A 22971-nucleotide genomic window follows, 5' to 3' on the forward strand; every position below is an offset into this window, starting at 1 on the left:
AAAAGGGGGCTTTGCTGAGGCACAAGGTGGCGAGAGTGTCAGGGGGCAACCGTGATCGAGCTGGACAATGTGGGCTATAGCTATGGCGGCGGAGAGCTGCTGAGTGACGTTTCGGTGCGCCTTGCGCCCGGATCGTTCCATTTTCTGACCGGCCCGTCGGGGTCCGGCAAAACCACCCTGATGAAGCTTTGCTATGGGGCGCTGCTGCCGACATCGGGCACGGTGCGGGCCTTTGACGCAGATATGCGCACCCGTGACCGGGACGAGATGGCGATGATGCGCCGCCGGATCGGCGTGGTGCACCAGGATTGCCGCTTTCTTGACCATTTGCCGCTGGCCGACAATATCGCGCTGCCGCTGATGGTGTCGGGACATGACATGGGGCAGGAAAACGCCAATCTGCGCGAATTGATGAATTGGGTGGGCCTTTCGGATCGGGCAGATGCTTTACCGCCTGAATTGTCTGGCGGGGAACGTCAACGCGCCGCGTTGGCCCGCGCCCTGATCATGTCGCCGGATGTTGTGCTGGCAGATGAACCGACGGGCAATGTCGACTGGGAAATGTCGCAGCGGCTGTTGCAGTTGCTGCTGGAGCTGAACCGGATGGGCAAAGCGGTGCTGATCGCCAGCCACGATTTGGGACTGATCCGCGCGGCCAAGGCGCATGTGCAGGCCAGGGTTTTGCGGATTTCGAACCGGCAGCTACACTTGGCGGGGGCGGATTTGTGAGCAAGGGAACGATCCGAAATTTCCTGATCGGCGACGCGCAGGCCGACCGTATGGTGCCGCCCAGCGGGTTTACCGCGCGGCTGACCTTGTTCGTTTCGGGCGCGATGGCGTTTCTGACCGTGTTTGCCTTGGCGTTGTCATTGGCATCGGGGCGATTGGCGGATCGCTGGGCTGACGAACTGGCCCGCAGTGCGACCTTGCGGATTTCGGCCCCATCCGGTCAGTTGGCAGCGCAGACCAAGGTGGCCCTGACCATTCTGGAGCAGACGCCGGGGGTGGCCAGTGCCCGCGCGCTGAGTGTGGAAGAACAGGCCGCACTGTTGGCCCCTTGGTTCGGGTTGGATCTTCCGCTGGATGATTTGCCGATCCCGCAACTGATCGAAATCATCGCCGCAGACCCTGGATACGATGTGCGAGGCCTGACCTTACGGCTGAGCACCGAAGTCCCGGGCGCGGTACTGGATGATCACACGCGCTGGCGCGAACCTCTGGTGGCTGCGGCCAACAGCTTGCGCCGGTTGGGCTGGATCTCGATCGGGTTGCTGGGCGGTGCGATGGCGGCGATGATCACCTTGGCCGCGCAATCGTCGCTGGCGGCGAATGCGCAGGTGATCGAGGTGCTGCGGCTGGTCGGCGCGCGCGACCGCTATATCGCCGGGGCATTTGTACGCCGGTTCACCATCCGGGCCCTGATCGGCGCGGCTGTGGGCGTGGTGATTGGCATGGCTGGTGTCTTGCTGATGCCAGCGGCGTCAGACGAGGGCGGGTTTCTGACCGGGCTTGGATTTCAGGGCTGGGGGTGGCTGTTGCCGCTGTTGATCCCGACACTGGGCGGGGTTGTCGCCTTTATCGCCACATGGCTGGCGGCGCGCAGTACATTGAGGGAGCTTGCCTGATGACCAAGGCGATCCAATGGGCCCGGTCCGTGATCTTCGAGATCGTGATCTATGTGTTCATGGCGGTGCTGGGCATCATGTTCTTTCCCTACGCGCTGATTGCCAAGAAGGGCGCGCTGACGGCGTGCAAGATTTATGCCCGCACGGTGATCTGGATGGCAGGCTGGATGGTCGGCATCAAAACCGAAGTGCGGGGACGCGTGCCCGACACCGAAACGCTGGTCGCCGCCAAACACCAGTCATTCTTTGATATTCTGATCATTTTCAACGCCTTGCCGCAGCCCAAGTTCATCATGAAGCGCGAATTGCTTTGGGTGCCGTTTATCGGCCTTTATGCCAAGCGTCTGGGCTGTATCCCGGTGGATCGGGGCCGCAAGGGCGCGGCGATTGCCAAGATGGTGCAGGATGTTGCGAAGGAATTCGAAGAACCCGGGCAGCTGGTGATTTACCCTCAGGGCACCCGCGTGGCGCCGGGAACCAACAAATCATACAAGGTTGGCAGTGCCGTTCTGTACGAAGGTCTGGGCGAAGATTGTTATCCGGTGGCGCTGAACGTGGGTCTGTTCTGGCCGCGCAAGGGTATCCTGCGCAATCCGGGTCTGGCCGTGGTCGAATTTCTGGACCCTCTGCCGGCGGGCATGCCGAAAGGCGCCTTTATGGCCGAGCTGGAACAACGGGTGGAAACCCGGTCGAATGAGCTGATGCGGGAAGCGGGGTTTGCTCCGGATGGATTTCATTAAGGATATCGAAACGCTTGAGGCGCAGTATGGAACGCCGGGTGAGGCGTCTTTGCGCAAAGTCGCGCGGCGTATGACCCCGGCCTATCGGCGTTGGATCATGACATCGCGGCTGTGTGTGCTGAGCACGGTGGGGCCCGAAGGTACCGATGCCACGCCAAGGGGCGATGATGGGCCGGTGGTTTTGGAACTGGATCCTGGCACGCTGGCCATGCCGGATTGGCGTGGCAATAACCGATTGGACTCGCTGCGCAATATCGTGCGGGACGATCGAGTGTCGCTGATGTTTTTTGTACCCGGGTCCAACACGGTCATCCGGGTGAACGGGACGGCTCAGCTGACGGTTGATGAGTCTTTGCGCGGGCGGTTCGAAAAGAAGGGCAGGCTGCCCGCGACGGTTATCGTTATCAAGATTACCGAGATCTATTCGCAATGTGCCCGGGCGCTGTTGCGGGCCGGGACATGGGTGTCAGGCGATCAAAGCGAAGGTTTGCCGACAGCGGGTGATATCCTGGCCGAGCTGACCGATGGCGAAGTTGGTGGCGAATCCTATGATCGGGAATGGGCGCCAAGGGCGTCCAAGACGCTGTGGTAGGTCACTGATCGACGGGTTTGGTTACGGGTGAGGGCACCATCGGCGTCGGCGTTTGACCGGGTTTCATGATGTGCGCCCATGCGATCAGGCCGAGGATCAGCAAGACCAGCCCCAAAGCCAGTAATCCGGGGATGCGGGCCAGCCACCGCAGTGCCCCCGCGGCCCACGAGCGCGCCGCCATCCACAGCATCAGGGCGATTATGGCGGCCACCGTCTGCCAGCCGACAAATCCCGAGACCCGATTCAACCCACGGGTCAAGCCGTCACCGGTGGCATCGGTCAGCAACAGCTGCCAAAGCGACGTGGCATAGGCCGCAGCCCACAGCGCCAGAAGTACCCAGAACAAGACAACAGGTCGTTGCATCATGACCTCCTGCTGTCAGGATATCCCGCTTGGGCGCGGTGCGCCAAGCCCGGAAAAAAGTTGATGACTCGCCGATCGGGTTCTAGCCTGTGATCCCATAGTGACACAGCGAGGGGGCGTGACATGTTTGGGCGGCTGACGGGTATCGTGGCGGGGCTTGTGATGGCAAGCGGGTTGGCGGCACAGGATCACGCCACCGAGCCTGATCTGTTGACGCTGGCCAGCGGTGCGGTGCTGGTGTCGGCCAGTGTCGATCCGGCGACGGCGCTGGCGTTGACTGACGGAGACCCGGCCAGCAACTGGGACACCTCGACCAAGAAATTTCCGCCGCCCTACAGCTTTGTGTTTGAACTGATCGCGCCTGCCGAATTGACGGCTGTGGGCCTGCATGGCGCAGGTCCCCGGCCCGGAGGCGTTCAGGGCGGGTCGGCCGGGTTTGTGCGTGTTGCAGGATCGAACGAGGGCCCGGATCAGGGATATCAGGAGCTTACCCGGTTCAAGGCGGCGCCAGAAGGTGCCACGCTGGCTGATATCGCACCGGGCATGCCGATACGCTGGTTGCGGTTCACGGTTGAGGGGCCGCAAACGCCAGAGGCAGCATGGGTATATTTTTCCGAAGTCATCGCCCATGGCACGCTGACGCCTCCGACCGACCCCGACCGGTTTACGGGCGTCTTTCAGAGCGGGCGCAAGGATTTCATCGAGCTGCATCAGGACGGCGATTTGCTGAGCGGATGCTATTTGGAAAACAGCGGTCTCAGCACAGGGACGCTAAGCGGCGCGGTTCAGTCGGGTGTGGCGCTGCTGTCCTGGACATCCGATCAAGGGATCGTTGGCACGGCGTTTCTGACGCGCGACAGTACCGGCGCGCTGACAGGGGCCAAGTACCGGCACCGCAGCCGCAAGGTTTGGGGTGGTCCGGTTGCGCCGGAGGGCACGATTACCCCCTGCAGCCCCGAATCGGTGGCTGCTGAAACGCCAGAAGTCCCAGTCGACCCGATTGTGAAAGCGTTGGAAGACCTGGGCGAGGTGCGGATTTATGGCATCCATTTCGAATATGACAGCGATGTGCCGAAACCCTCCGCGTTGCCTGCGTTGCGGCGGTTGCTGGCCGCTTTGCAGAGCGCGCCCGCGCTGAATGTGGATATCGAAGGGCATACCGATGCGGATGGCGACGATGGTTACAATCAGAACCTGTCAGATCGTCGGGCGGCGGCCGTCGTTACGTGGCTGGTCGAGAACGGCATCGACGCTGCGCGGCTGGGGGCTGTCGGGAAGGGCGAAAGCGCCCCGGTTGCCAGCAACACGACGGCTGATGGCAAAGCGCTGAACAGGCGGGTCGAGGTGCGGCGGCGCTAGGCGGTTGACAGTTTGGTCCAGACCCGGTCGACGGTTGCCGGATCAAAGGTCAGGCCAAGCCGTTTGATCAGGGCGATAAGGTCGGATTTGTCTGCGATCTTTCGGCGGTCTTCCTGCCCGGCGGTCTGGATCGTCACATCGCGCCCGAAGACGCCGATGCGGGTGTCGCCATCGAACCCGGCCAGCATCAGGTTGTTTGGAAACGGCATCTGATCCCACACCGCGCAAAGATGATTGGCCCCGGCGATGTCCCACGGACCGACAAACGCCTCATCAAAAGCATAGAGCGCAGTCCATGCGTCTTGCGATTGTTTTTCAAGCACGTGCTCTCCGGTCAGGTCGTCCCAGCGCAGCCGGTAGAGCCCGGTAGGCGTCTCTTGGGGGGCGTCGTGGTTGATCTGCAAGGGCACCAGTGACCCCGGGCCGCCAAAGCCGGTATCGGCGAGCCATCTGACGCCATCAATGGTGACTTGCTGGACAAGGTGGCTGCGCGGGCCGCCCAGCGGAGAGACCCGGCGCACGCGGCCAAGGCGTTGGATCGTTTCGAAGCCAAGCGCCTGCAAGGCCGCGCCAAACAGCGTGTTGAGTTCAAAACAATATCCGCCCCGGCGGTCGTGCACGGTCTTGTCAAAGATCGCCTGCGGCGTCAGGTCGGGGATGAGGCCCAGATAGGGATCGACGCTTTCGAACGGGATCGCGCGCAGCTGTGCAACCTGAAGCGCGCGCAGCCCGTCTGCCGTGCAAGGCACGTCCGTCAGGCCGATCCGGGCCAGATAGGCGTTTAGGTCAAAGGGGGTCATAGGGTCTCCTTGCCGCCAAGGTGCGGGGCAGGGAGAGGAAGGTCAAGCGCCGGGCAGAAGGCCCGCCCGGCGCATTGGATCACGCGTGGATCGGACCGTCGCCACAGGCCAGTGCGGCCTCGCGTACAGCTTCTGAATAGGTCGGGTGCGCGTGGCAAGTCAGGGCGAGATCTTCGGCAGAGGCGCCGAGCTAGATGGCGACGCAGATCTCGCAGGTCAAATCGTTGTTTCCGTGGCCAATGATTTGTTCGCCGTCTTTGACGGCCTGAAACTTGAAAGAGCTGTTAGTAGCGAAATTTCCCTTTAGGCAATGTTCTCATGAAGCGGCTCAGGATACTGCCATGGCGCATGGCAACGCCAGGATGTCGCTAACCACCAGATCAGAGTCTGCACTAGCCGAAATTTGAACGCCTGCAAAACGCGATGCGAAGTTGTCGCTGCTAAACGATTGCAGTGTGGTTCCGCCAGCGGGCCAGCGCAATTCCTGATCTACACTCTCGGCTTTGCGAGATTGGAAACTAAATGTAACTTTCACGCTGTTGCGAATACCTTTTGTATCGATGCGGATCTTGGCGCCAAACGCGCAAATATCCTCATCGAAAACTATGCTGACATTGGCCTGATCCTGGCCATCCAAAGCCAGCGCAACTTGCCCATCACGACCATGGATCAAACGCCGCCCAACTTTGCCGCCGTCAAAAAAGAATGGTCGCGACACGCGGCCTACACCGGGGAAACGTGCAAAAACGGAAATCGCGTTTCTGGGGTCAATATGAAGGTAATTTGTTTCGGAGATACCGTCCGCATGACTAGCAGTCGCGACACAAGTGGCGCAAATAGTCGAGAGAAGCAGGGTTTTCTTTGGATCTCGCATCGCGACCGTAAAACTGTTGTTTGAAAACTAGAAAAATCCGGCCGGGACCGCGTTGGGACCAATACGGTTTCCGGCCCCAATTGGGGCCGGAAAATGTGATCACGCGTGGATCGGACCATCGCCGCAGGCCAGAGCGGCCTCGCGTACAGCTTCGGAATAGGTCGGGTGCGCGTGGCAGGTCAGGGCGAGATCTTCGGCAGAGGCGCCGAATTCCATCGCGACGCAGATCTCGTGGATCAGCTCACCTGCCGAGGGGCCGATGATGTGCGCACCGAGAATCCGGTCGGTGGCTTTGTCTGCGAGGATCTTGACGAAACCATCCCCGGCAAAGTTTGCCTTGGCGCGGCCATTGCCCATGAACGAGAACTTGCCGACCTTATAGGCGCGGCCCTGTTCTTTCAGGGTTTCCTCGGTCTCGCCGACATTGGCGACCTCGGGTGCGGTATAGATCACACCGGGGATGACGCCATAGTTGACGTGGCCATGTTTGCCCGCGACCTGTTCGGCAGCGGCCATGCCTTCGTCTTCGGCCTTGTGGGCCAGCATCGGGCCTTCGATCACGTCACCGATGGCATAGATGCCGGGTACGTTGGTCTGCCAGTCGGCGCCGACCTTGATCTGACCGCGCTGGGTCAGTTCGATGCCCAGCTTGTCGAGACCGAGACCTTCGACATAGGGTTTGCGGCCCGTGGCGACGAGGACGGTGTCGGCCTCGATCACGTGTTCGTTGTCATCCTTGCGCAGCTTGTAGGTGACTTTGGTCTTGGTCTTGTTGGCCTCGGTCTTTTGCACGGCGGCGCCCATGATGAAGGACAGGCCCTGCTTTTTGAGCGTGCGCTGGAACACCTTCTGGATCTCGGCGTCCATGCCGGGGGTCACGACGTCGAGGAATTCGACAACCGTCACCTCGGATCCAAGACGGGCATAGACGCTGCCCAGTTCCAGACCGATGACACCAGCGCCGATCACGACCATTTTCTTCGGGATCTTGCCCAGTTCCAGCGCGCCGGTTGATGTGACAACGACCTTTTCGTCAACTTCGACACCCGGCAGCGAGGCCGCTTCGGAGCCCGAGGCGATGATGATGTTCTTGGCGTCGTGGATGTCGTCACCCACCTGCACCTTGCCAGCAGCGGGGATCGAGCCCCAGCCTTTGAGCCAGTCGATCTTGTTCTTCTTGAACAGGAATTCGATGCCCTTGGTGTTCTGGCCGATCACGTCGTCCTTATAGGCGAGCATCTGTTTCCAGTCGACGGATGGCGATTTGCCTTTGAGGCCCATCTTGGCAAAGTTGTGCTCGGCCTCGTGCAGCGAGTGGGATGCATGCAGCAGTGCCTTGGACGGGATACAGCCGACGTTCAGGCAGGTGCCGCCCAGCGTGTCGCGGCCTTCGACCACGGCCGTTTTCAGACCCAGCTGGGCGCAGCGGATGGCGCAGACATAGCCGCCGGGGCCAGCGCCGATGATGATGACGTCATATTGAGCCATTTAGGTTTTCCTTTTCGGTTGGCCGGAGAGGGGGCGCTGCCCCACGTTGAAAATGAAGGTATTTTCAACGTCCCCCGGAGTATTTTCAAAGAGAAGATGAGTCATAGGAGAGCTGCCAGAAGCATGAGTACGGTCGCGAAAAGACCAATGACCCAGAGCAGAGACCGCCACGGGCTGAGGCCATAGGCGTAGGCAGGCACATAGAGAATGCGGGCCGCCAGGTAGATCCAGGCGCAGGTCGCGGTGAACGGGGTCGACTGGTTCGACAGGGTGATCACGGTGCAGGCGATGGTGAAGAGGATCAGCCCTTCGAAGTGGTTGTTCATGGCGCGTTGCAGCCGGCCTGCGGTGCCGGTGATCTGGCGGGGCTCGTCGCGGGGCGAGGCGGCATAGTCGGTGCCGACCTGCTTTTGTGCCGTCACCGAATAGAGGGTGAACTGGATCACTTGCAGCAGGGCGGCGAGGGTGAGAACTGTGAGTTCCGGGGTCATTGGGACCCTTTCCAGTAAGCTTCGATACGCCAAAGCTGGCCGTTGGTAATCTCTCGTACCTTGGCTATCACGTCTTGGTATTCATCTTGGTCGAAGTTGGTCCAGCCCTTGTTTCGCATGGCTTTCCAAAAATCTTTGTGCGTGGGTTCTTGCCGCGCGAGTTCGGTCAGCAGAACCCTGTCTATCGGAGGATGGATCGCGTCTACTCTGGCCCGGTCCACCGTAGGGGCCTGAGATTTCAGTCCGAAATCGCTGAGAAACAAAACTTTCAGGTAAACATTCACAAGTTTTGCGGCTCGCCCGTAGCTCAAAACCGAGTTCGGACCCGAAGCTTCAATCACACTCTTGCACCAAACCCTATGAGCAGCATCGAAATCGTTTGCATTCTCGGGGAGGTTTGAAGGGCCATTGCAGATTGCACAAAGCTTTGCAGCTTTAAGTGCCTTTTGGGCGATAGCCGTTGAAAAGCCGCTCAAGCCTCTGGAAGCGGCTCGCGACGCCGCCCAAGCGGCGAAGCGAAACCGGTGTTCAGCAGGAGAGTAGTTCTCCATCGAGATCACAGATCCATCAGCAAACGACGTGGATCTTCCAGCGCTTCTTTGACGCGCACGAGGAAGGTCACGGCGCCTTTGCCGTCGACGATGCGGTGATCATAGCTGAGGGCGAGGTACATCATCGGGCGGATGACGACCTGACCGTTGATGGCCATCGGGCGGTCCTGAATCTTGTGCATGCCGAGGATGCCGGATTGCGGTGGGTTCAGGATGGGCGAGGACATCAGCGAGCCGTAGACGCCGCCGTTGGACAGGGTGAACGTGCCGCCCTGCATTTCGGCCATGGACAGTTTGCCGTCGCGGGCGCGGCGGCCTTTTTCAGCGATGGCCTTTTCGATCTCGGCAAACGACATCGCGTCGGCGTCACGGATAACGGGAACAACCAGACCTGTCGGCGTGCCGGCGGCGACGCCCATGTGGACGAAGTTCTTGTAGACGATGTCGGTGCCGTCGATTTCGGCGTTGACCTCGGGGACCTCTTTCAGCGCGTGGCAGCAGGCCTTGGTGAAGAAGGACATGAAGCCCAGACGCACGCCGTGTTTCTTTTCGAACTGGTCCTTGTACTGGCTGCGCAGAGCCATGACCTCGCCCATGTCGACCTCGTTATAGGTGGTCAGCATGGCGGCGGTGTTCTGGCTGTCTTTCAGACGCTTGGCAATGGTCTGGCGCAGGCGGGTCATTTTCACCCGTTCTTCGCGGGCGGCGTCGTCGGCAGGTACCGGGGCGCGCGGCGCAGCGGGGGCAGCGGCGGCGGGGGCCGGGGCTGCCATGGCCTTCATCACGTCTTCTTTCATGATGCGGCCATCGCGGCCCGTGCCGGTGACGGCATCGGAGTTGAGGCCGGCCTGAGCCATGGCTTTTTCGGCAGACGGCGCATTGGCAACGTCTTTGCCGGAAGCTGCCGGGGCAGCGGCGGCAGGGGCTGCAACTGCGGGAGCCGCAACGGCGCCTGCGCCCGAGATCACGCCCAGTTTCGCCGAAGCGTCCACTGTGGCGCCTTCGGGAGCGGTAATTTCGGCCAGAACGCCAGCGGCGGGCGCGGGAACCTCGACCGAGACCTTGTCGGTTTCCAGTTCACACAGCATTTCGTCCTGCGCGACGGCATCGCCGACGGCCTTGAACCATGTGCTGACAGTCGCCTCGGTCACGCTTTCGCCCAAGGTCGGGACCATCACGTCGACAGATGCGGGCGCATCGGATTTGGGCGCGGCGGCAGGGGCAGAGGACGCTGGGGCGGGCGCTGCGGCACCTGCACCGGCTTCGGCGATGGTGGCCAGCAGGGCGTCAACACCAACGGTTTCACCTTCGGCGGCGATGATGTCACCCAGTGTACCGGCGGCGGGGCTGGGGACTTCGACGGTTACTTTGTCAGTTTCCAGCTCGCAGAGCATTTCGTCCACGGCGACAGCGTCGCCCGGTTTCTTGAACCATGTGGCAACCGTGGCTTCGGTGACGGATTCACCCAGAGTGGGGACTCGAACTTCGGTCGTCATGTCGTTTTTATCCTTTGATGGTCAGCGCATCGTTTACGAGTGCTGCTTGTTGGGCTTTGTGTTGGCTGGCCAGACCCGTCGCGGGCGAGGCCGATGTGGCGCGACCGACATAGATCGGGCGTTGATTCTGGGCGCCAATGCGGGTCAGGGCCCATTCGATGTTGGGTTCGATGAAGGTCCATGCGCCCTGGTTCTTGGGCTCTTCCTGACACCAAACCATTTCGGCCTGCTTGAACCGGTTCAGTTCGTTGATCAGGGAATGCGCCGGGAACGGATAGAACTGTTCGACACGCATCAGATACACATCGTCGATGCCACGGGCGTCGCGTTCTTCCAGAAGATCGTAATAGACCTTGCCAGCACACATCACGACGCGCTTGATCTTGTCATCGGCAACCAGTTGGGTGTCCGAGTTGCCTTTCTGGGCATCGTCCCACAGTACCCGGTGGAAGCTGGAGCCGGTGGTGAAATCTTCGGCATTGGACACGCACATCTTGTGGCGCAACAGCGATTTCGGCGTCATCAGGACAAGTGGCTTGCGGAACGAGCGGTGCAGCTGACGGCGCAGGATGTGGAAGTAGTTGGCCGGGGTCGAAACGTTCGCCACGATCCAGTTGTCCTGTCCGCACATTTGCAGGAAGCGTTCCAGACGGGCCGAGCTGTGTTCGGGGCCTTGGCCTTCGAACCCATGCGGCAGCAGGCAGACAAGGCCGGACATGCGCAGCCATTTGCTTTCGCCCGAGCTGATGAACTGATCGAACATGATCTGGGCACCATTGGCGAAATCGCCAAACTGGGCTTCCCAAAGGGTCAGCGCGTTGGGTTCGGCCAGCGAATAGCCATATTCAAAGCCCAGAACCGCGTATTCAGACAGCATCGAGTCGATGACATCGTAATGTGCCTGACCCTCGCGGATGTGGTTGAGCGGATAGTAGCGTTCTTCGGTGTCCTGACTGATCAGGCCTGAGTGGCGTTGCGAGAACGTCCCACGAGTCGAGTCCTGGCCCGACAGGCGGACCGGGTAGCCTTCGGTCAGAAGCGAGCCGAAGGCGATGGCTTCAGCTGTGGCCCAGTCAAAACCAGCGCCGGTTTCGAACATCTTGCCTTTGGTTTCCAGAAGTCGACCGACGGTTTTGTGCAGGGCAAAGCCTTCGGGTGCGCGGCTGAGGGCCGTGCCGATCTGAGCCATGGTATCGGGGGCGATGGCGGTTTCGCCACGGGCGTATTCTTCGCCTTCGCGGTCCAGATGTGACCAGCGCCCATCGAGCCAGTCAGCCTTGTTGGGTTTATAGTCTTTGCCGGTCTCGAATTCGCCATTCAGGTAAGCCTGGAACGCGGCCTTCATGTCTTCGATTTCGCCTTCGGGGATCAGCCCGTCTTTCACCAAACGGTCGGTGTACAAGGCCAGGGTCGTTTTGTGGCCCTTGATCTTTTTGTACATGATCGGGTTGGTGAACATCGGCTCGTCGCCTTCGTTGTGACCGAAGCGGCGATAGCAGAACATGTCGATGACCACATCTTTGTGGAAGATCTGGCGGAATTCGGTGGCGACCTTGGCGGCGTGCACCACGGCTTCGGGGTCGTCGCCGTTGACGTGGAAGATCGGCGCTTCGACCATCAGGGCGATGTCGGTCGGATAGGGCGAGCTGCGCGAGAAGTGCGGCGCAGTTGTAAAGCCGATCTGGTTGTTCACGACAAAATGGATGGTGCCGCCGGTGCGGTGGCCGCGCAGGCCGGACAGACCGAAGCCTTCGGCCACGACACCCTGACCGGCAAAAGCTGCATCGCCGTGCAGAAGGATGCCCAGAACCTGGGTCCGGTCGGTATCGCCCAACTGGTCCTGCTTGGCGCGGACCTTGCCCAGCACAACCGGGTTCACTGCCTCAAGGTGGCTGGGGTTGGCGGTCAGGGACAGGTGCACGGTGTTGCCGTCAAATTCACGGTCGGACGAGGCGCCGAGGTGGTATTTCACGTCGCCCGATCCGTCGACATCCTCGGGCTTGAAGCTGCCGCCCTGGAATTCGTTGAAGATCGCGCGATAGGGTTTCTGCATCACGTTGGCTAGGATGTTCAGGCGGCCCCGGTGGGGCATGCCGATCACGACCTCTTTCAGGCCCATGGCACCGCCACGCTTGATGATCTGCTCCATCGCCGGGATCAGCGCTTCGCCACCGTCCAGACCAAAGCGTTTGGTGCCCATGTATTTGACGTGCAGGAATTTCTCAAAGCCCTCGGCCTCGACCATCTTGTTCAGGATGGCGCGCCGGCCTTCGCGCGAAAACGCGATTTCCTTGCCCAGACCTTCGATGCGTTCCTTCAGCCAGGCGGCTTCTTCGGGGTTGGAAATGTGCATGTACTGCAGCGCGAAGGTGCCGCAATAGGTGCGTTTCACGATCTCGACGATCTGGCGCATCGAGGCGACCTGAAGCCCCAGCACGTTGTCGATGAAGATCGGGCGATCCATGTCGGCATCGCTGAAGCCATAGGTCTTGGGATCAAGCTCGGGATGCGGGGTCTGATCCTGCATGCCCAGCGGATCAAGATCGGCCACCAGATGGCCCCGGATCCGATAGGCGCGGATGATCATCAGCGCGCGGATCGAGTCCAGCACGGCGCGCTTGATCTGGTCTTCGGAAACCTCGACGCCTTTGGCGGCGGCCTTGTCAGAGATCTTCTTGCCTGCGGCTTTGACCTCGGTCTCGCCCCATTCACCGGTCAGCGCGGCGGTCAGGTCATCGGAAGGAACCGGCGGCCAGTCGGCGCGCGCCCAGGACGGGCCAGCGGCCTCTTTCTTGACGTCCAGTTCGTTGTCGCCCATGGCCCGGAAAAACTCGGCCCACGCCGCATCGACCGCATTGGGGTCGTTGGCATACTGGGCATAGAGCTGTTCAAGATACTCGGCGTTGTGCCCCTGCATGAAGCTTGAGGCGTGGAAGAGATCGTTGGGCGATTGGTCTGTCATTTTAGTACCTCAGTCGTCAGATGCGGACTTAATTGCGGATTTCCCGGTTCACCAGTTCCAGCGCCTGGTCTTGGATCGTTCTGAAACCATGATTGCCACCGGGAAGTTCGATATATGTGGCGTTCAGGCCCTTGGCTTTTGCCTTTTTGACATAGTCTTTGGCAAAGGTTGGCAGCGTGTTGGAGTCTTCGGACCCCGTGGCTGCGATCAATTTGGTGTTGGGCGAGACGGATTTGAGATAGCGCACGGGCGATTGGCTTTTCGGCCAGGGGCTGCCGCGCAGGTTTCGCCATCTTTGAATGTCGTAGGGCACAGAGAACATGATCGCGGTATCGATCAGAGACGGATCGGTGCCCACGATCGACCCGATCTGGTTGCCGCCGCCTGAATGTCCGACCGCTATCAGTTCATCATGCGGATATTTCTGGGACGCTGCCGAAAACCCTTCGGCAAGTAGCTTGTTGTTCGTCCTCGTATGGTGGTCGCGCAGCCCGGAATTTGATCCCTTGCTGCGTTCGCCATTCAGAATATAGCCCGGACGCGCCATCTGGATGACGGTTGCCGTCGGGTTGGCCCGGGCGACGTCCGCGGCGAAGTCCGAAATGTAGCCCGCGCCGCTGTCCCCGTGCACAATCAGCACCAGTTTTGCACCGCCGTTACGATACACAGTCCCGGCAATGGGGCCGAACATCTCGGCCCACGCCGCAGTCGACAGCAGTGCAAGACCCGCGATGACGCAGGACAGGTGGCGTAAGGCCGTCATCATTGCAGGGCCTCATGGGGGTTGGGACCGTATTTGTTTTCGCCGGGCTGGCTGGGGCGGGTCAGCCACCACAGCACCAGAAGCGGCGAGACAATCAGGACGATTATCGTTGGGATCAGGATCAAAAGTGTCAGGCGGGTGAACAGGATGTCCATCGAACCGCCGCTGGAAAAGGCATCAGCCGCGCCAATGCCGAAGAACAGCACAAGGCCCGCGCCAATGGTCAGCAGGAAGGGGAACAGGGCAAACAGCCCGCTGCGCCCGGTATCGTGCATCCGCCGCCAGGCCACGGCCAGATGCGGCAGGAACACAACCAGGCTGACCATCGCGCCCACCGGAGCGTTCGACACGATCTGCGTCGAGCTTCCGGTTTCATTCGCGACTGTCGTGACGGTGGAAAAGAACTGATAGTCCACCACGTTCGCCACAGCGCCTGCGATGAAGACGAACAGGAAGAACCACCAATATTCCGGTCGGCTGGCCCGGCCCGAAAAAGTGACGTATTTGGAGAAGCAGGTCTTTACGGAGTCGGTGAAGGTCATGGTTTCGGCCTCGCAGATTTTTCAATGCACAAGCCGAGCTTACCGCGAAAACGCGATAATATCTCTTGTGGATGTGCCATTGCGTTCGTCCTGTTATGCGGTGCGCCGTGAAGCTTCGGGAGAGAGGCCTGTGATCAGGCCGCCGTCGCGACGTTTCGGGGTGAGATGAGACGGGCCTTTGGCGGGCCCGTCTCTAGGTGTTTTAGCCTTTGGCGATGGCCTTCAAAACGGCCTCGCCCAATGTGGCGGGGCTGTCGGCGACAATGATGCCAGCGGATTTCATCGCTTCGATCTTGTCTTCGGCACCGCCTTTACCACCAGCGACGATGGCACCGGCGTGGCCCATGCGACGGCCCGGAGGCGCTGTGCGGCCTGCGATGAAGCCTGCGGTCGGCTTCCAGCGGCCTTTCTTGCGCTGATCGGCCAGGAATTCGGCGGCTTCTTCTTCGGCGGACCCGCCGATTTCACCGATCATGATCATCGAATGCGTTTCGTCATCGTTCAGGAACATGTCGAGCACGTCGATATGCTCGGTGCCCTTGATCGGGTCGCCACCGATGCCAACAGCTGTCGACTGGCCCAGACCGATATCGGCGGTCTGCTTGACGGCCTCATAGGTCAGGGTACCGGACCGGGACACAACGCCGACCGAGCCGCGCTTGTGAATGTGGCCGGGCATGATACCGATCTTGCAGGCGTCAGGGGTGATGACACCGGGGCAGTTGGGGCCGATCAGGCGGCTGGAGCTGTCCATAAGCGCGCGCTTGACCTTCATCATGTCCAGAACCGGGATGCCTTCGGTGATGCAGACGATCAGCTCCATCTCGGCGTCGATGGCTTCGAGGATCGAGTCGGCTGCAAAGGGGGGCGGAACATAGATGACGGATGCGTTGGCTTCGGTCACATGCTTGGCTTCGTGGACCGAGTTGAAGACGGGCAGGCCGAGATGTTCGTTGCCGCCTTTGCCGGGGGTCACGCCGCCGACCATCTTGGTGCCATAGGCGATGGCCTGTTCCGAGTGGAATGTGCCCTGGCTTCCGGTGAAGCCCTGACAGATAACTTTGGTGTTTTCGTCGACGAGGATAGCCATGTTACTGGTCCTTCCTTAGGTTTTGATTTTGCGCAAAAGCACCGAGATGTTGTCGTCCACCGGCAAGGTCAGCTTGTTGACCAGTTGCGTGGTGAACCCCGCGCGGGCGGCGACATTCGTCAGGCTTTGCAGCGTGAAGTAGTTGACGTGATCGGGATAACGGAAACCGCACCATTTCGGCCCGATTACACGGCGATTGAGGGAGCTGTAGTTGGGCACGCGGATAAACACGCCCCCATCGTCTTTCAGTGCGCGATGCGCCCCTTTCAGGACCTTCATGACCTCGGCCTCGTGTTCGAGATACGAAAACATGACGATGCCGTCGAACATCCCGGGATCGAAATCCCAGATCGTTTCGGCACCGGCCCCCTGAACGCACGCGCCACCGCGGGCCTTCATATGGGCATCCGCCCGAGCGTGCAGGGCTTTGGACAGTTCGATCCCGTAAGGGACCAGGGACGGGGCAAGACGGTCGCCCGTGCCACAGCCGATATCCAGCACCTTGCCGCCCGTACCGAACCATTTCACGAACCAGCGGTTCTGGTCGCGGAACATGTTCAGCCGGACCCGGACCTTGCGGGCAAGTGGGCTGAACACGGTCGAGCCTTTGGAAGAGTCTTGCTTGGTGAGATAGGTTTTTTCCCAGGCGAAGTCTTCTTCCAGGGCCTCATAGTCCGGCGGATTGCGCAGAAAGACGAAGCTACATGTGTCACAGTCCGCAACGCTCCACGGGTCAGGCGAATAGGCATTCACCTGCGTAGAGCCGGTTGCCTCGCACGCGGGGCAGTGGCGATATGCGGACTGATCCAGCATGACGGTGTGTTAGCCCTTCACCGCTTTCACGATCTTTTCGGCGCCGTCGCTGAGGTTGTCAGCGGCGATCACGTCTAGGCCCGAGTTGTTGATGATGTCTTTGCCGGCTTCCACGTTGGTGCCTTCAAGGCGCACAACCAGCGGAACCTTCAGGCCGACTTCTTTCACAGCCGCAACCACGCCTTCGGCGATGACGTCGCAGCGCATGATGCCGCCGAAGATGTTGACCAGAATGCCTTTGACCTGCGGGTCCGAAGTGATGATCTTGAACGCTTCGGTCACTTTCTCTTTGGTGGCGCCGCCGCCAACGTCGAGGAAGTTTGCAGGCTCGGCACCGTACAGCTTGATGATGTCCATGGTTGCCATGGCGAGGCCCGCACCGTTCACCATGCAGCCGATTTCACCGTCCAGAGCGATATAGTTCAGGTCGTACTTGGACGCCTCAAGCTCTTTTGGGTCTTCTTCGGTGGTGTCGCGCAGCTCGGCGATGTCGGCGTGGCGGTAAACCGCGTTGCCGTCAAACCCGATCTTGGCATCAAGAACTTTCAGGTCGCCCGAGCCTTCGAGAACGATCAGGGGGTTGATCTCAAGCATTTCCATGTCTTTTTCGACAAAAGCCTTATAGAGATTGCCCATCAGCGCGACGCACTGTTTGACCTGAGCGCCCTTGAGACCCAGCGAAAACGCAATGCGGCGGCCGTGGTAAGGCATATAGCCGGTGGCCGGATCAACCGAGAAGGACAGGATTTTTTCGGGGGTCGACGCGGCGACCTCTTCGATGTCCATGCCGCCTTCGGTCGAGCAGACAAACGAAATGCGCGAGGTCTGACGATCAACCAGCAGCGCGAGGTACAGTTCGGATTCGATGTCCGAACCGTCTTCGATGTAGATGCGGTTGACCTGCTTGCCTGCCGGACCCGACTGGTGGGTCACAAGGGTGCGGCCCAGCATTTTCTTGGCTTCTTCGGCGGCTTCCTGAACTGACTTGGCAAGGCGCACACCGCCTTTTTCGCCAGCGTCGGCTTCTTTGAAAGAGCCCTTGCCGCGGCCACCGGCGTGGATCTGTGCCTTGACGACCCAAAGCGGCCCGTCAAGTTCACCAGCGGCGGTTTTTGCATCTTCTGCCTTGAGAACGACGCGCCCGTCGCTGACCGGCGCACCATATGTGCGAAGAAGTGCTTTTGCCTGGTATTCGTGGATGTTCATTTCAAACTGTCCCGTCTAGCTGCGATTGGAGTCGGTATACGCAAGTAGACAAGGGGCGGGGAACGCTTTTTTGACGCAGGTGGGGGAATAGTGCTGAAAATCTTATTTTGTGATCACACGTTAAAAAAGTGTGATCACAAAATTTCGGAGAATCGGGTTTGCAGGATCAAAAAAGAGAATCACCCTGTGGACAACTTTGGGTGCTGCAGTGCGGCGGATCAGGCCTTTTGCGGTTTGGCCTGCCGAAGAAGATGCAGAGCGCCAAGCCCCAGAGCCAGCAAAATAACCCATCCTAGCCCGGTCAGAGAAAACAGCATGATGCCGAACAGACCCGCAAGGGCAACGCCCCCGCGGTAATATCTTAGCTGCCGGCGGGTCTGGACATGATCCGGCACGTTCGCCCAGGCGATTGCCAGTAGTACTCCCAGCGCGGGCCATTGCACGAAAAACGGCAACCCGTTCAAAAGGTCGATCACGGCGAGAACGCCCAGAACGATGGCGGCCTTCTTTACCCGTGGGCTGAGGTTGACCCTGGCGTTGCGGGCGGCATCCTGCACCGCCTCCTGGCCATGGGTCAGATCAACGACACTTTGGTTAACGGATTGCTCTGCAACATGGCGAGCGTGGCTGAGCGAGGCGGTCCAGCGGTCGTTCCGGGAGGCTTCGACTGGCTTCACGCGATAAACCGGGACGTCTTCGACCAGATTGCGCGGGCGTTTATCGCCAAGAAATTCGAACCCGATCGACAGTTTGGAATGCACGTGGTCATAGACCTGCTGTGACAACAGGATACCACCTGGGTCAGCCATGGCTTCAAGACGCGAGGCCAGGTTGACACCGTCGCCCAGCAGATCCTGCCCATCAACAATGACATCGCCCAGGTGCAAGCCCATACGGAATTGCAGCGGTGTTGATGCCCCGTTCTGGACCTGAGGCAAATTGGTCAGTTCGCGCTGGATTTCGATGGCGCAGGTGACGGCCTCGACCACGGAGGGGAATTCGGCGATAAGGCCATCGCCCGCCGTGTTTGCGATGCGTCCGTCATGCCGGTCGATGCCTGCGTCGATGATTTGCCGTGATCTGCGCAGCGCGGTAATGGTGGCAACTTCATCCTCGCCCATCAAACGGCTGTAATCGACCGCGTCCGCTGCGAGGATTGTCGTCAATTTGCGATGCACACCCGAAACCATGGGACCGCCTGTATCTTTATGAAATAACTTACCCCAATCTACATAGGGGCAACGCGGCTTACCTGCCAGAACTGGCGGTCGAATAATGCGGGTTCTTTTGAAAAAGACGCATTGGGCGCCCTGTTTCGCGGTCACCATGGGTTTAGCCGGTTGAAGCGGGCGCTGTGTTGCGACAAGTTTACGGAAAGGGAGCCTTGGCATCATGTCGCCGAGCCGAAACAGCTGGACTGTCGTAAGCACGGTGTCTGAACCGCTGCCGCTGTTGCAGGCGTTTGTGGCGCATCACCTTGCCATGGGTGCGGATCAGGTCGTGTTGCATTTCGACACGGATGATCAGATTGCGATGCAGGCGCTTGGGTCCATTGAAGGATGCCGCGTCGAACCTCCTGTGGATCGAAAATCTGGCAGGCGGACGCCGGTTCCGGTCAGGCAGGTTCTGAACGCCACACGCAGCTATGAACAGGCTGAGACAGAGTGGCTTTTGCATATTGATGCCGACGAGTTTCTTGTGGCGCCCGATGATGTGCATGGGCAACTGGCGGACCTGCCAGAGACGGTGGTCGCAGCGGGTGTCACGCCGCTGGATCGGGTCTGGTTGCTGGAAACGCCGCCGACTGAGGTGTTTGACGGCCTGTTCCGAAGGTTGCCGTCGCCCGATCAGATGCAAGCGCTAGAGGATGTATACCGGGCGGATTTGCGCTATCTGGATGGCGGGTTTTCCGGAAACGGTGCCTTCAAAAGCTTTGTGCGGACCGGGTTGAATGTGAAACCCGGTGTGCATGGGCCGACGGGGCCCGATGGGCAGGAACTGCCCGTTGTGAACTTAAGCTATCCGGCGGGGCTGCTGCACTTTGATGGGCTGACGCCGGCGCATTACCTTGCCAAGATGCAGCGCAAGATTGCGCAGCAGCCGGGTTGGTTTACCTTCCCGGCACCGGGGCGGCGGGCTCAGCTGGAAGAAATCTGGCGGGCGGGTGCGGACACGGATCGATTGGACCGTCTGGTTGCCAGCTGCAAGATGATAGATGCGGAACAGGCGGATGCGCTGGATGCGATGGGGCTTTTGCGACGCGAGCCGTTTGACGTGCGCCCGGCGTTAGAGGCTGTGTTCGCTGGTCAGGACATAGATCTGTCGATCAAATCGTTTGATGCAGTGCCGTTGAAACAGCGCCACATCGGTCGGGTAAAGCAGGCGCTGTACCGGCTGCGCAGCTGGTATCGTGTCACCCGAGGCTTTTGAAAACGAAAAAGGCCGGGCGTAAAAACGCCCGGCCCTGAATCTCTGCCAGCGATTTATGCCAGCGAGCTGTCGATGGCCTTGCAAGCGTCGACCAGACCCTGAACAGCCTTGACCGATACGTCGAACATGTCCTGCTCTTCTTTGTTGAGCTTGATGTTGACGATCTTTTCGACGCCACCGGCACCGATAACGGTCGGAACGCCGACATACATGTCCTTGACGCCCAGGTCGCCATCGCAATAGGCGGCGCAAGGCAGAACGCGTTTCTGATCTTTCAGATAGGCTTCGGCCATTTCGATGGCGCTGGTGGCCGGGGCGTAGAACGCCGAGCCGGTCTTGAGCAGACCAACGATTTCGGCGCCGCCGTCACGGGTGCGCTGAACGATGGCGTCCATCTTGTCCTGCGTGGTCCAACCCATGTCGATCAGATCGGGCAGCGGGATACCGGCAACGGTCGAATAGCGAACCGACGGCACCATGGTGTCGCCGTGGCCGCCCAAAACAAAGGCGGTGACGTCGCGCATCGAGACGTTGAATTCTTCGGCGAGGAAGTGACGGAAGCGGGCGCTGTCCAGAACACCGGCCATGCCGCAGACCTTGTTCGCAGGCAGGCCCGAGAACTGCTGCAGGGCCCAGACCATCGCGTCGAGCGGGTTGGTGATGCAGATCACGAAGGCGTCGGGGGCGTGGGCGGCAATGCCTTCGCCAACCGACTTCATGACTTTCAGGTTGATGCCCAGCAGGTCATCACGGCTCATCCCCGGCTTGCGGGCAACACCGGCGGTCACGATGCAGACGTCGGCACCGGCGATATCTTCATAAGACTGGGTACCCTTCATCGAGGCGTCAAAGCCTTCGGACGGGCCGGACTCGGCGATATCAAGGGCTTTGCCCTGGGGCAGGCCTTCGGCAATGTCGAACAGAACGACGTCGCCAAGTTCTTTCACTGCGGCGAGGTGGGCGAGGGTGCCGCCGATGTTACCTGCGCCGATAAGCGCGATCTTGGGTCTGGCCATGGAATTCATCTCCGGTCCGGTTAAATTTGCGGGATGCCTAGTGCGGAACGGCCCGTCACGCAAGCTTTATGCGCCGCACTGCAGCGCACCGTCGCAGGTTGGCGCATACCGGAAGTGCCGATAAAGTCTGTGGAATACGAGAATTTTCGGAGGCGCATCGTGCCGATATCGGACCCGGGTTTTTACCTGATCGCTGTGCCTGCCGTCATATTTCTTGGGGTTTCCAAGGGCGGTTTTGGATCAGGGGCCGATTTTGTGTCGATGGCGATTCTGGCGCTGGTTCTGCCACCCGGGCAGGCGTTGGGTCTGCTGATACCGTTACTGCTGCTGATGGATCTGGCCAACCTGCGCGCCTATTGGGGCAAATGGGATTCGCGCATTGTGCGGGTGTTGCTGGTTGGCGCTGTCCCCGGCGTGGCGTTGGGCGTGCTGGTGTACCGGATCGTGGACGATGATGCGGTGCGGGTGCTGATCGGAGCAATTGCGGTTTTGTTCGTGCTGTGGCGTGTGGCGCTGGAGTCTGGCTGGATCAGGCCGCCGCGGGCGGCCTTGCCGGAGGGTGTCGGTGTGGTCGCGGGTTTGGTCTCGGGATTTGCCAGTTTCATCAGCCATGGCGGGGGACCGGCGGCGACGGCCTATCTGTTTTCGCTGCGGCTGGAGAAAACCACGTTTCAGGCCACGACCGTTCTGGCGTTCTGGGTGGTCAATATCCTGAAACTCGCGGGCTATGTGTATCTGGGGCTGATGTCGGTCGACCTGCTTGTGACCGACCTGATTCTCATGCCTTTTGCTCTGTTCGGGATCTGGCTGGGCATCAAGGCGCATCGTCTTTTGCCGGACGTCGTATTTTTCCGGGTGGCTTATGTGCTGTTGCTGATTGCCGGGGGGAAACTGATTTGGGACGGAATGACATGACTGACGTGACACTGCGGCCCGCCGACTTGGCGGATTTTGAGGCTTTGCAACGGTTGTACAAGGATCTGGTCGGCACGATCGAGGTGCCCGATGGCGACGCCGGGCGGGCGCGGATGGCCCAGGTGCTGGACCATCCCGGAACAACCGTCTTTGTGGCCGATCTGCTGGGGCAGCCTGTGTCGATGGCCACCCTGCATGTGTTGCCGAACATGACGTTTGGCGGGCGGCCTTATGCGCTGGTGGAAAACGTGGTGACTTTGCGCGCCCATCACGGTCTTGGTCTGGGCCGCAGAGTGATGGAGCACCTGGCGGAAGCGGCCTGGGCGGCGGGCGCCTACAAGATCATGCTGCTGACAGGCAAAGATCTGGGCGCGCGCGGGTTTTATGAAAAGCTTGGCTATACGGCGGATGAGAAGTTCGGCATGACCCTGCGCCGCGCGCCGAAACGCCAGCCGCTTTAGGTGTCGTTGCCTTTGGCGGGCAAAGCTTCGGCCACCGTTTCGAAAGATTGACCGGACGCGACCATACATGTTGTCCCGTTGGGCATGGTGGCAATGATCGTCCAACTGCCGGTATCGCCCGAGGCGAAGACCTCGATCACAGTGCCCTGGGCGGCCAGCCCGATGCTTTGGCGGGTTTCACCGTACCCTTCGGCCAGACGGTCCAGCACAAAGTCGCGCGGCGCGCAGTTGCGGTTGTCCCGTGCCGATACACTTTGCGCGGCCAGGGCCATGATCCCCAGCCCGAATGTCATTTTGAATATGGTATTCATCATTTTATCGCCCCCGATGGCAGTGGGCGTGCCGGTATCGTCATCGCACAGGCTCCCCTGCGGATGCGTGACAGCGCCCGAT

Annotated in this window: 24 protein-coding genes and 1 pseudogene; 8 read left to right on the plus strand and 17 right to left on the minus strand. The window is 60.2% G+C overall.

Annotated elements, in window-relative coordinates; genetic code table 11:
• Nucleotides 1-51: 51 nt before the first annotated feature.
• The 4 genes from FOY56_RS11030 to FOY56_RS11045 are packed head-to-tail and all read left to right on the plus strand — an operon-like array spanning nt 52 to nt 2957.
• Entirely contained in the window at nt 52-729 is a 678-nt protein-coding gene (locus tag FOY56_RS11030; RefSeq protein ID WP_146345891.1) for a cell division ATP-binding protein FtsE, read from the plus strand.
• 50 nt (nt 730-779) lie between these two features.
• Complete coding sequence (locus FOY56_RS11035; RefSeq protein ID WP_425468362.1) at nt 780-1625, plus strand: cell division protein FtsX; 846 nt, start codon at nt 780-782, stop codon at nt 1623-1625.
• The gene (locus FOY56_RS11040) at nt 1625-2365 is read left to right on the plus strand and encodes a lysophospholipid acyltransferase family protein (RefSeq protein ID WP_146345893.1); all 741 of its coding nucleotides are present in this window, start codon (nt 1625-1627) and stop codon (nt 2363-2365) included. The genes FOY56_RS11035 and FOY56_RS11040 overlap by 1 nt, the downstream gene beginning before the upstream one ends.
• A complete protein-coding gene (locus FOY56_RS11045) occupies nt 2352-2957 on the plus strand; it encodes a pyridoxamine 5'-phosphate oxidase family protein (protein ID WP_146345894.1) in 606 nt (201 codons plus the stop codon). Before FOY56_RS11040 ends, FOY56_RS11045 begins: the two co-directional genes overlap by 14 nt.
• 1 nt (nt 2958) lies before the next feature.
• Here the strand turns inward: FOY56_RS11045 and FOY56_RS11050 are convergent, their stop codons facing one another.
• Entirely contained in the window at nt 2959-3321 is a 363-nt protein-coding gene (locus tag FOY56_RS11050; protein WP_146345895.1) for a hypothetical protein, read from the minus strand.
• 123 nt (nt 3322-3444) lie between these two features.
• Between FOY56_RS11050 and FOY56_RS11055 the strand changes: the two genes are divergently transcribed.
• Nucleotides 3445-4680: an OmpA family protein gene (locus tag FOY56_RS11055; protein WP_146345896.1), complete on the plus strand. Its 1236-nt coding sequence runs from the start codon at nt 3445-3447 to the stop codon at nt 4678-4680.
• Here FOY56_RS11055 and FOY56_RS11060 read toward each other — a convergent pair.
• The 14 genes and pseudogenes from FOY56_RS11060 to FOY56_RS11125 form a co-directional block, all read right to left on the minus strand.
• Nucleotides 4677-5480, minus strand: a complete 804-nt coding sequence (locus FOY56_RS11060; protein WP_146345897.1) for an arylamine N-acetyltransferase family protein — start codon at nt 5478-5480, stop codon at nt 4677-4679. The genes FOY56_RS11055 and FOY56_RS11060 overlap by 4 nt on opposite strands.
• Nucleotides 5481-5559: 79 nt before the next feature.
• A pseudogene (locus tag FOY56_RS23960) lies at nt 5560-5784 on the minus strand (oxidoreductase dimerization domain-containing protein); the annotation flags it as partial.
• A 24-nt stretch (nt 5785-5808) separates the two neighbouring features.
• Nucleotides 5809-6354 carry a hypothetical protein gene (locus FOY56_RS11070; RefSeq protein ID WP_146345898.1) on the minus strand — a complete coding sequence of 182 codons (546 nt, stop codon included), beginning with the start codon at nt 6352-6354 and terminating at the stop codon, nt 5809-5811.
• Between the two features lie 99 nt (nt 6355-6453).
• Nucleotides 6454-7842: a dihydrolipoyl dehydrogenase gene (lpdA, locus tag FOY56_RS11075; RefSeq protein WP_146345899.1), complete on the minus strand. Its 1389-nt coding sequence runs from the start codon at nt 7840-7842 to the stop codon at nt 6454-6456.
• Nucleotides 7843-7943: 101 nt separating this feature from the next.
• Nucleotides 7944-8333: an MAPEG family protein gene (locus FOY56_RS11080; RefSeq protein ID WP_146345900.1), complete on the minus strand. Its 390-nt coding sequence runs from the start codon at nt 8331-8333 to the stop codon at nt 7944-7946.
• Nucleotides 8330-8884 (minus strand): hypothetical protein, encoded by a 555-nt coding sequence (locus tag FOY56_RS11085; protein WP_146345901.1) that lies wholly within the window; start codon nt 8882-8884, stop codon nt 8330-8332. Before FOY56_RS11085 ends, FOY56_RS11080 begins: the two co-directional genes overlap by 4 nt.
• A gap of 5 nt (nt 8885-8889) precedes the next feature.
• A complete protein-coding gene (gene odhB, locus FOY56_RS11090) occupies nt 8890-10380 on the minus strand; it encodes a 2-oxoglutarate dehydrogenase complex dihydrolipoyllysine-residue succinyltransferase (protein ID WP_146345902.1) in 1491 nt (496 codons plus the stop codon).
• A 7-nt stretch (nt 10381-10387) separates the two neighbouring features.
• The gene (locus tag FOY56_RS11095) at nt 10388-13342 is read right to left on the minus strand and encodes a 2-oxoglutarate dehydrogenase E1 component (RefSeq protein WP_146345903.1); all 2955 of its coding nucleotides are present in this window, start codon (nt 13340-13342) and stop codon (nt 10388-10390) included.
• A 28-nt stretch (nt 13343-13370) separates the two neighbouring features.
• Complete coding sequence (locus tag FOY56_RS11100) at nt 13371-14108, minus strand: alpha/beta hydrolase family protein (RefSeq protein WP_146345904.1); 738 nt, start codon at nt 14106-14108, stop codon at nt 13371-13373.
• Nucleotides 14105-14647 carry a DUF805 domain-containing protein gene (locus FOY56_RS11105; protein ID WP_146345905.1) on the minus strand — a complete coding sequence of 181 codons (543 nt, stop codon included), beginning with the start codon at nt 14645-14647 and terminating at the stop codon, nt 14105-14107. Before FOY56_RS11105 ends, FOY56_RS11100 begins: the two co-directional genes overlap by 4 nt.
• Before the next feature lie 202 nt (nt 14648-14849).
• Nucleotides 14850-15737 (minus strand): succinate--CoA ligase subunit alpha, encoded by an 888-nt coding sequence (gene sucD / locus FOY56_RS11110; RefSeq protein WP_146345906.1) that lies wholly within the window; start codon nt 15735-15737, stop codon nt 14850-14852.
• Nucleotides 15738-15752: 15 nt separating this feature from the next.
• Entirely contained in the window at nt 15753-16550 is a 798-nt protein-coding gene (locus FOY56_RS11115; protein WP_146345907.1) for a class I SAM-dependent methyltransferase, read from the minus strand.
• A gap of 9 nt (nt 16551-16559) precedes the next feature.
• On the minus strand, nt 16560-17756 hold the full coding sequence (sucC, locus tag FOY56_RS11120) for an ADP-forming succinate--CoA ligase subunit beta (RefSeq protein ID WP_146345908.1): 1197 nt from the start codon (nt 17754-17756) through the stop codon (nt 16560-16562).
• Nucleotides 17757-17974: 218 nt separating this feature from the next.
• Nucleotides 17975-18922: an adenylate/guanylate cyclase domain-containing protein gene (locus FOY56_RS11125; RefSeq protein WP_246139461.1), complete on the minus strand. Its 948-nt coding sequence runs from the start codon at nt 18920-18922 to the stop codon at nt 17975-17977.
• 226 nt (nt 18923-19148) lie between these two features.
• Here FOY56_RS11125 and FOY56_RS11130 point away from each other — a divergent pair, with 226 nt between their 5' ends.
• Entirely contained in the window at nt 19149-20186 is a 1038-nt protein-coding gene (locus FOY56_RS11130) for a glycosyltransferase family 2 protein (RefSeq protein WP_146345910.1), read from the plus strand.
• A gap of 53 nt (nt 20187-20239) precedes the next feature.
• Here FOY56_RS11130 and mdh read toward each other — a convergent pair whose 3' ends face one another.
• Nucleotides 20240-21202 carry a malate dehydrogenase gene (mdh, locus tag FOY56_RS11135; RefSeq protein ID WP_146345911.1) on the minus strand — a complete coding sequence of 321 codons (963 nt, stop codon included), beginning with the start codon at nt 21200-21202 and terminating at the stop codon, nt 20240-20242.
• 159 nt (nt 21203-21361) lie between these two features.
• Here mdh and FOY56_RS11140 point away from each other — a divergent pair, with 159 nt between their 5' ends.
• Nucleotides 21362-22117: a sulfite exporter TauE/SafE family protein gene (locus FOY56_RS11140; RefSeq protein WP_246139462.1), complete on the plus strand. Its 756-nt coding sequence runs from the start codon at nt 21362-21364 to the stop codon at nt 22115-22117.
• A complete protein-coding gene (locus tag FOY56_RS11145; RefSeq protein WP_146345913.1) occupies nt 22114-22578 on the plus strand; it encodes a GNAT family N-acetyltransferase in 465 nt (154 codons plus the stop codon). The genes FOY56_RS11140 and FOY56_RS11145 overlap by 4 nt, the downstream gene beginning before the upstream one ends.
• Here the strand turns inward: FOY56_RS11145 and FOY56_RS11150 are convergent.
• Complete coding sequence (locus FOY56_RS11150) at nt 22575-22892, minus strand: hypothetical protein (RefSeq protein WP_146345914.1); 318 nt, start codon at nt 22890-22892, stop codon at nt 22575-22577. The genes FOY56_RS11145 and FOY56_RS11150 overlap by 4 nt on opposite strands.
• Nucleotides 22893-22971 lie beyond the last annotated feature (79 nt).

This window comes from Falsiphaeobacter marinintestinus (genome assembly GCF_007923355.1).
GTDB classification, from domain to species: domain Bacteria; phylum Pseudomonadota; class Alphaproteobacteria; order Rhodobacterales; family Rhodobacteraceae; genus Phaeobacter_A; species Phaeobacter_A marinintestinus.

Coding starts and splice junctions, on each gene's coding strand:
- FOY56_RS11055 (WP_146345896.1), top strand. CDS start 3,445: ATGTTTGGGCGGCTGACGGGTATCGTGGCGGGGCTTGTGATGGCAAGC.
- FOY56_RS11050 (WP_146345895.1), bottom strand. CDS start 3,321: ATGCAACGACCTGTTGTCTTGTTCTGGGTACTTCTGGCGCTGTGGGCT.
- FOY56_RS11040 (WP_146345893.1), top strand. CDS start 1,625: ATGACCAAGGCGATCCAATGGGCCCGGTCCGTGATCTTCGAGATCGTG.
- FOY56_RS11095 (WP_146345903.1), bottom strand. CDS start 13,342: ATGACAGACCAATCGCCCAACGATCTCTTCCACGCCTCAAGCTTCATG.
- FOY56_RS11130 (WP_146345910.1), top strand. CDS start 19,149: ATGTCGCCGAGCCGAAACAGCTGGACTGTCGTAAGCACGGTGTCTGAA.
- FOY56_RS11145 (WP_146345913.1), top strand. CDS start 22,114: ATGACTGACGTGACACTGCGGCCCGCCGACTTGGCGGATTTTGAGGCT.
- FOY56_RS11035 (WP_425468362.1), top strand. CDS start 780: ATGGTGCCGCCCAGCGGGTTTACCGCGCGGCTGACCTTGTTCGTTTCG.
- sucD (WP_146345906.1), bottom strand. CDS start 15,737: ATGGCTATCCTCGTCGACGAAAACACCAAAGTTATCTGTCAGGGCTTC.
- lpdA (WP_146345899.1), bottom strand. CDS start 7,842: ATGGCTCAATATGACGTCATCATCATCGGCGCTGGCCCCGGCGGCTAT.
- FOY56_RS11115 (WP_146345907.1), bottom strand. CDS start 16,550: ATGCTGGATCAGTCCGCATATCGCCACTGCCCCGCGTGCGAGGCAACC.
- FOY56_RS11085 (WP_146345901.1), bottom strand. CDS start 8,884: ATGGAGAACTACTCTCCTGCTGAACACCGGTTTCGCTTCGCCGCTTGG.
- mdh (WP_146345911.1), bottom strand. CDS start 21,202: ATGGCCAGACCCAAGATCGCGCTTATCGGCGCAGGTAACATCGGCGGC.
- FOY56_RS11100 (WP_146345904.1), bottom strand. CDS start 14,108: ATGATGACGGCCTTACGCCACCTGTCCTGCGTCATCGCGGGTCTTGCA.
- FOY56_RS11045 (WP_146345894.1), top strand. CDS start 2,352: ATGGATTTCATTAAGGATATCGAAACGCTTGAGGCGCAGTATGGAACG.
- FOY56_RS11060 (WP_146345897.1), bottom strand. CDS start 5,480: ATGACCCCCTTTGACCTAAACGCCTATCTGGCCCGGATCGGCCTGACG.
- FOY56_RS11080 (WP_146345900.1), bottom strand. CDS start 8,333: ATGACCCCGGAACTCACAGTTCTCACCCTCGCCGCCCTGCTGCAAGTG.
- FOY56_RS11105 (WP_146345905.1), bottom strand. CDS start 14,647: ATGACCTTCACCGACTCCGTAAAGACCTGCTTCTCCAAATACGTCACT.
- FOY56_RS11070 (WP_146345898.1), bottom strand. CDS start 6,354: ATGCGAGATCCAAAGAAAACCCTGCTTCTCTCGACTATTTGCGCCACT.
- sucC (WP_146345908.1), bottom strand. CDS start 17,756: ATGAACATCCACGAATACCAGGCAAAAGCACTTCTTCGCACATATGGT.
- FOY56_RS11150 (WP_146345914.1), bottom strand. CDS start 22,892: ATGATGAATACCATATTCAAAATGACATTCGGGCTGGGGATCATGGCC.
- odhB (WP_146345902.1), bottom strand. CDS start 10,380: ATGACGACCGAAGTTCGAGTCCCCACTCTGGGTGAATCCGTCACCGAA.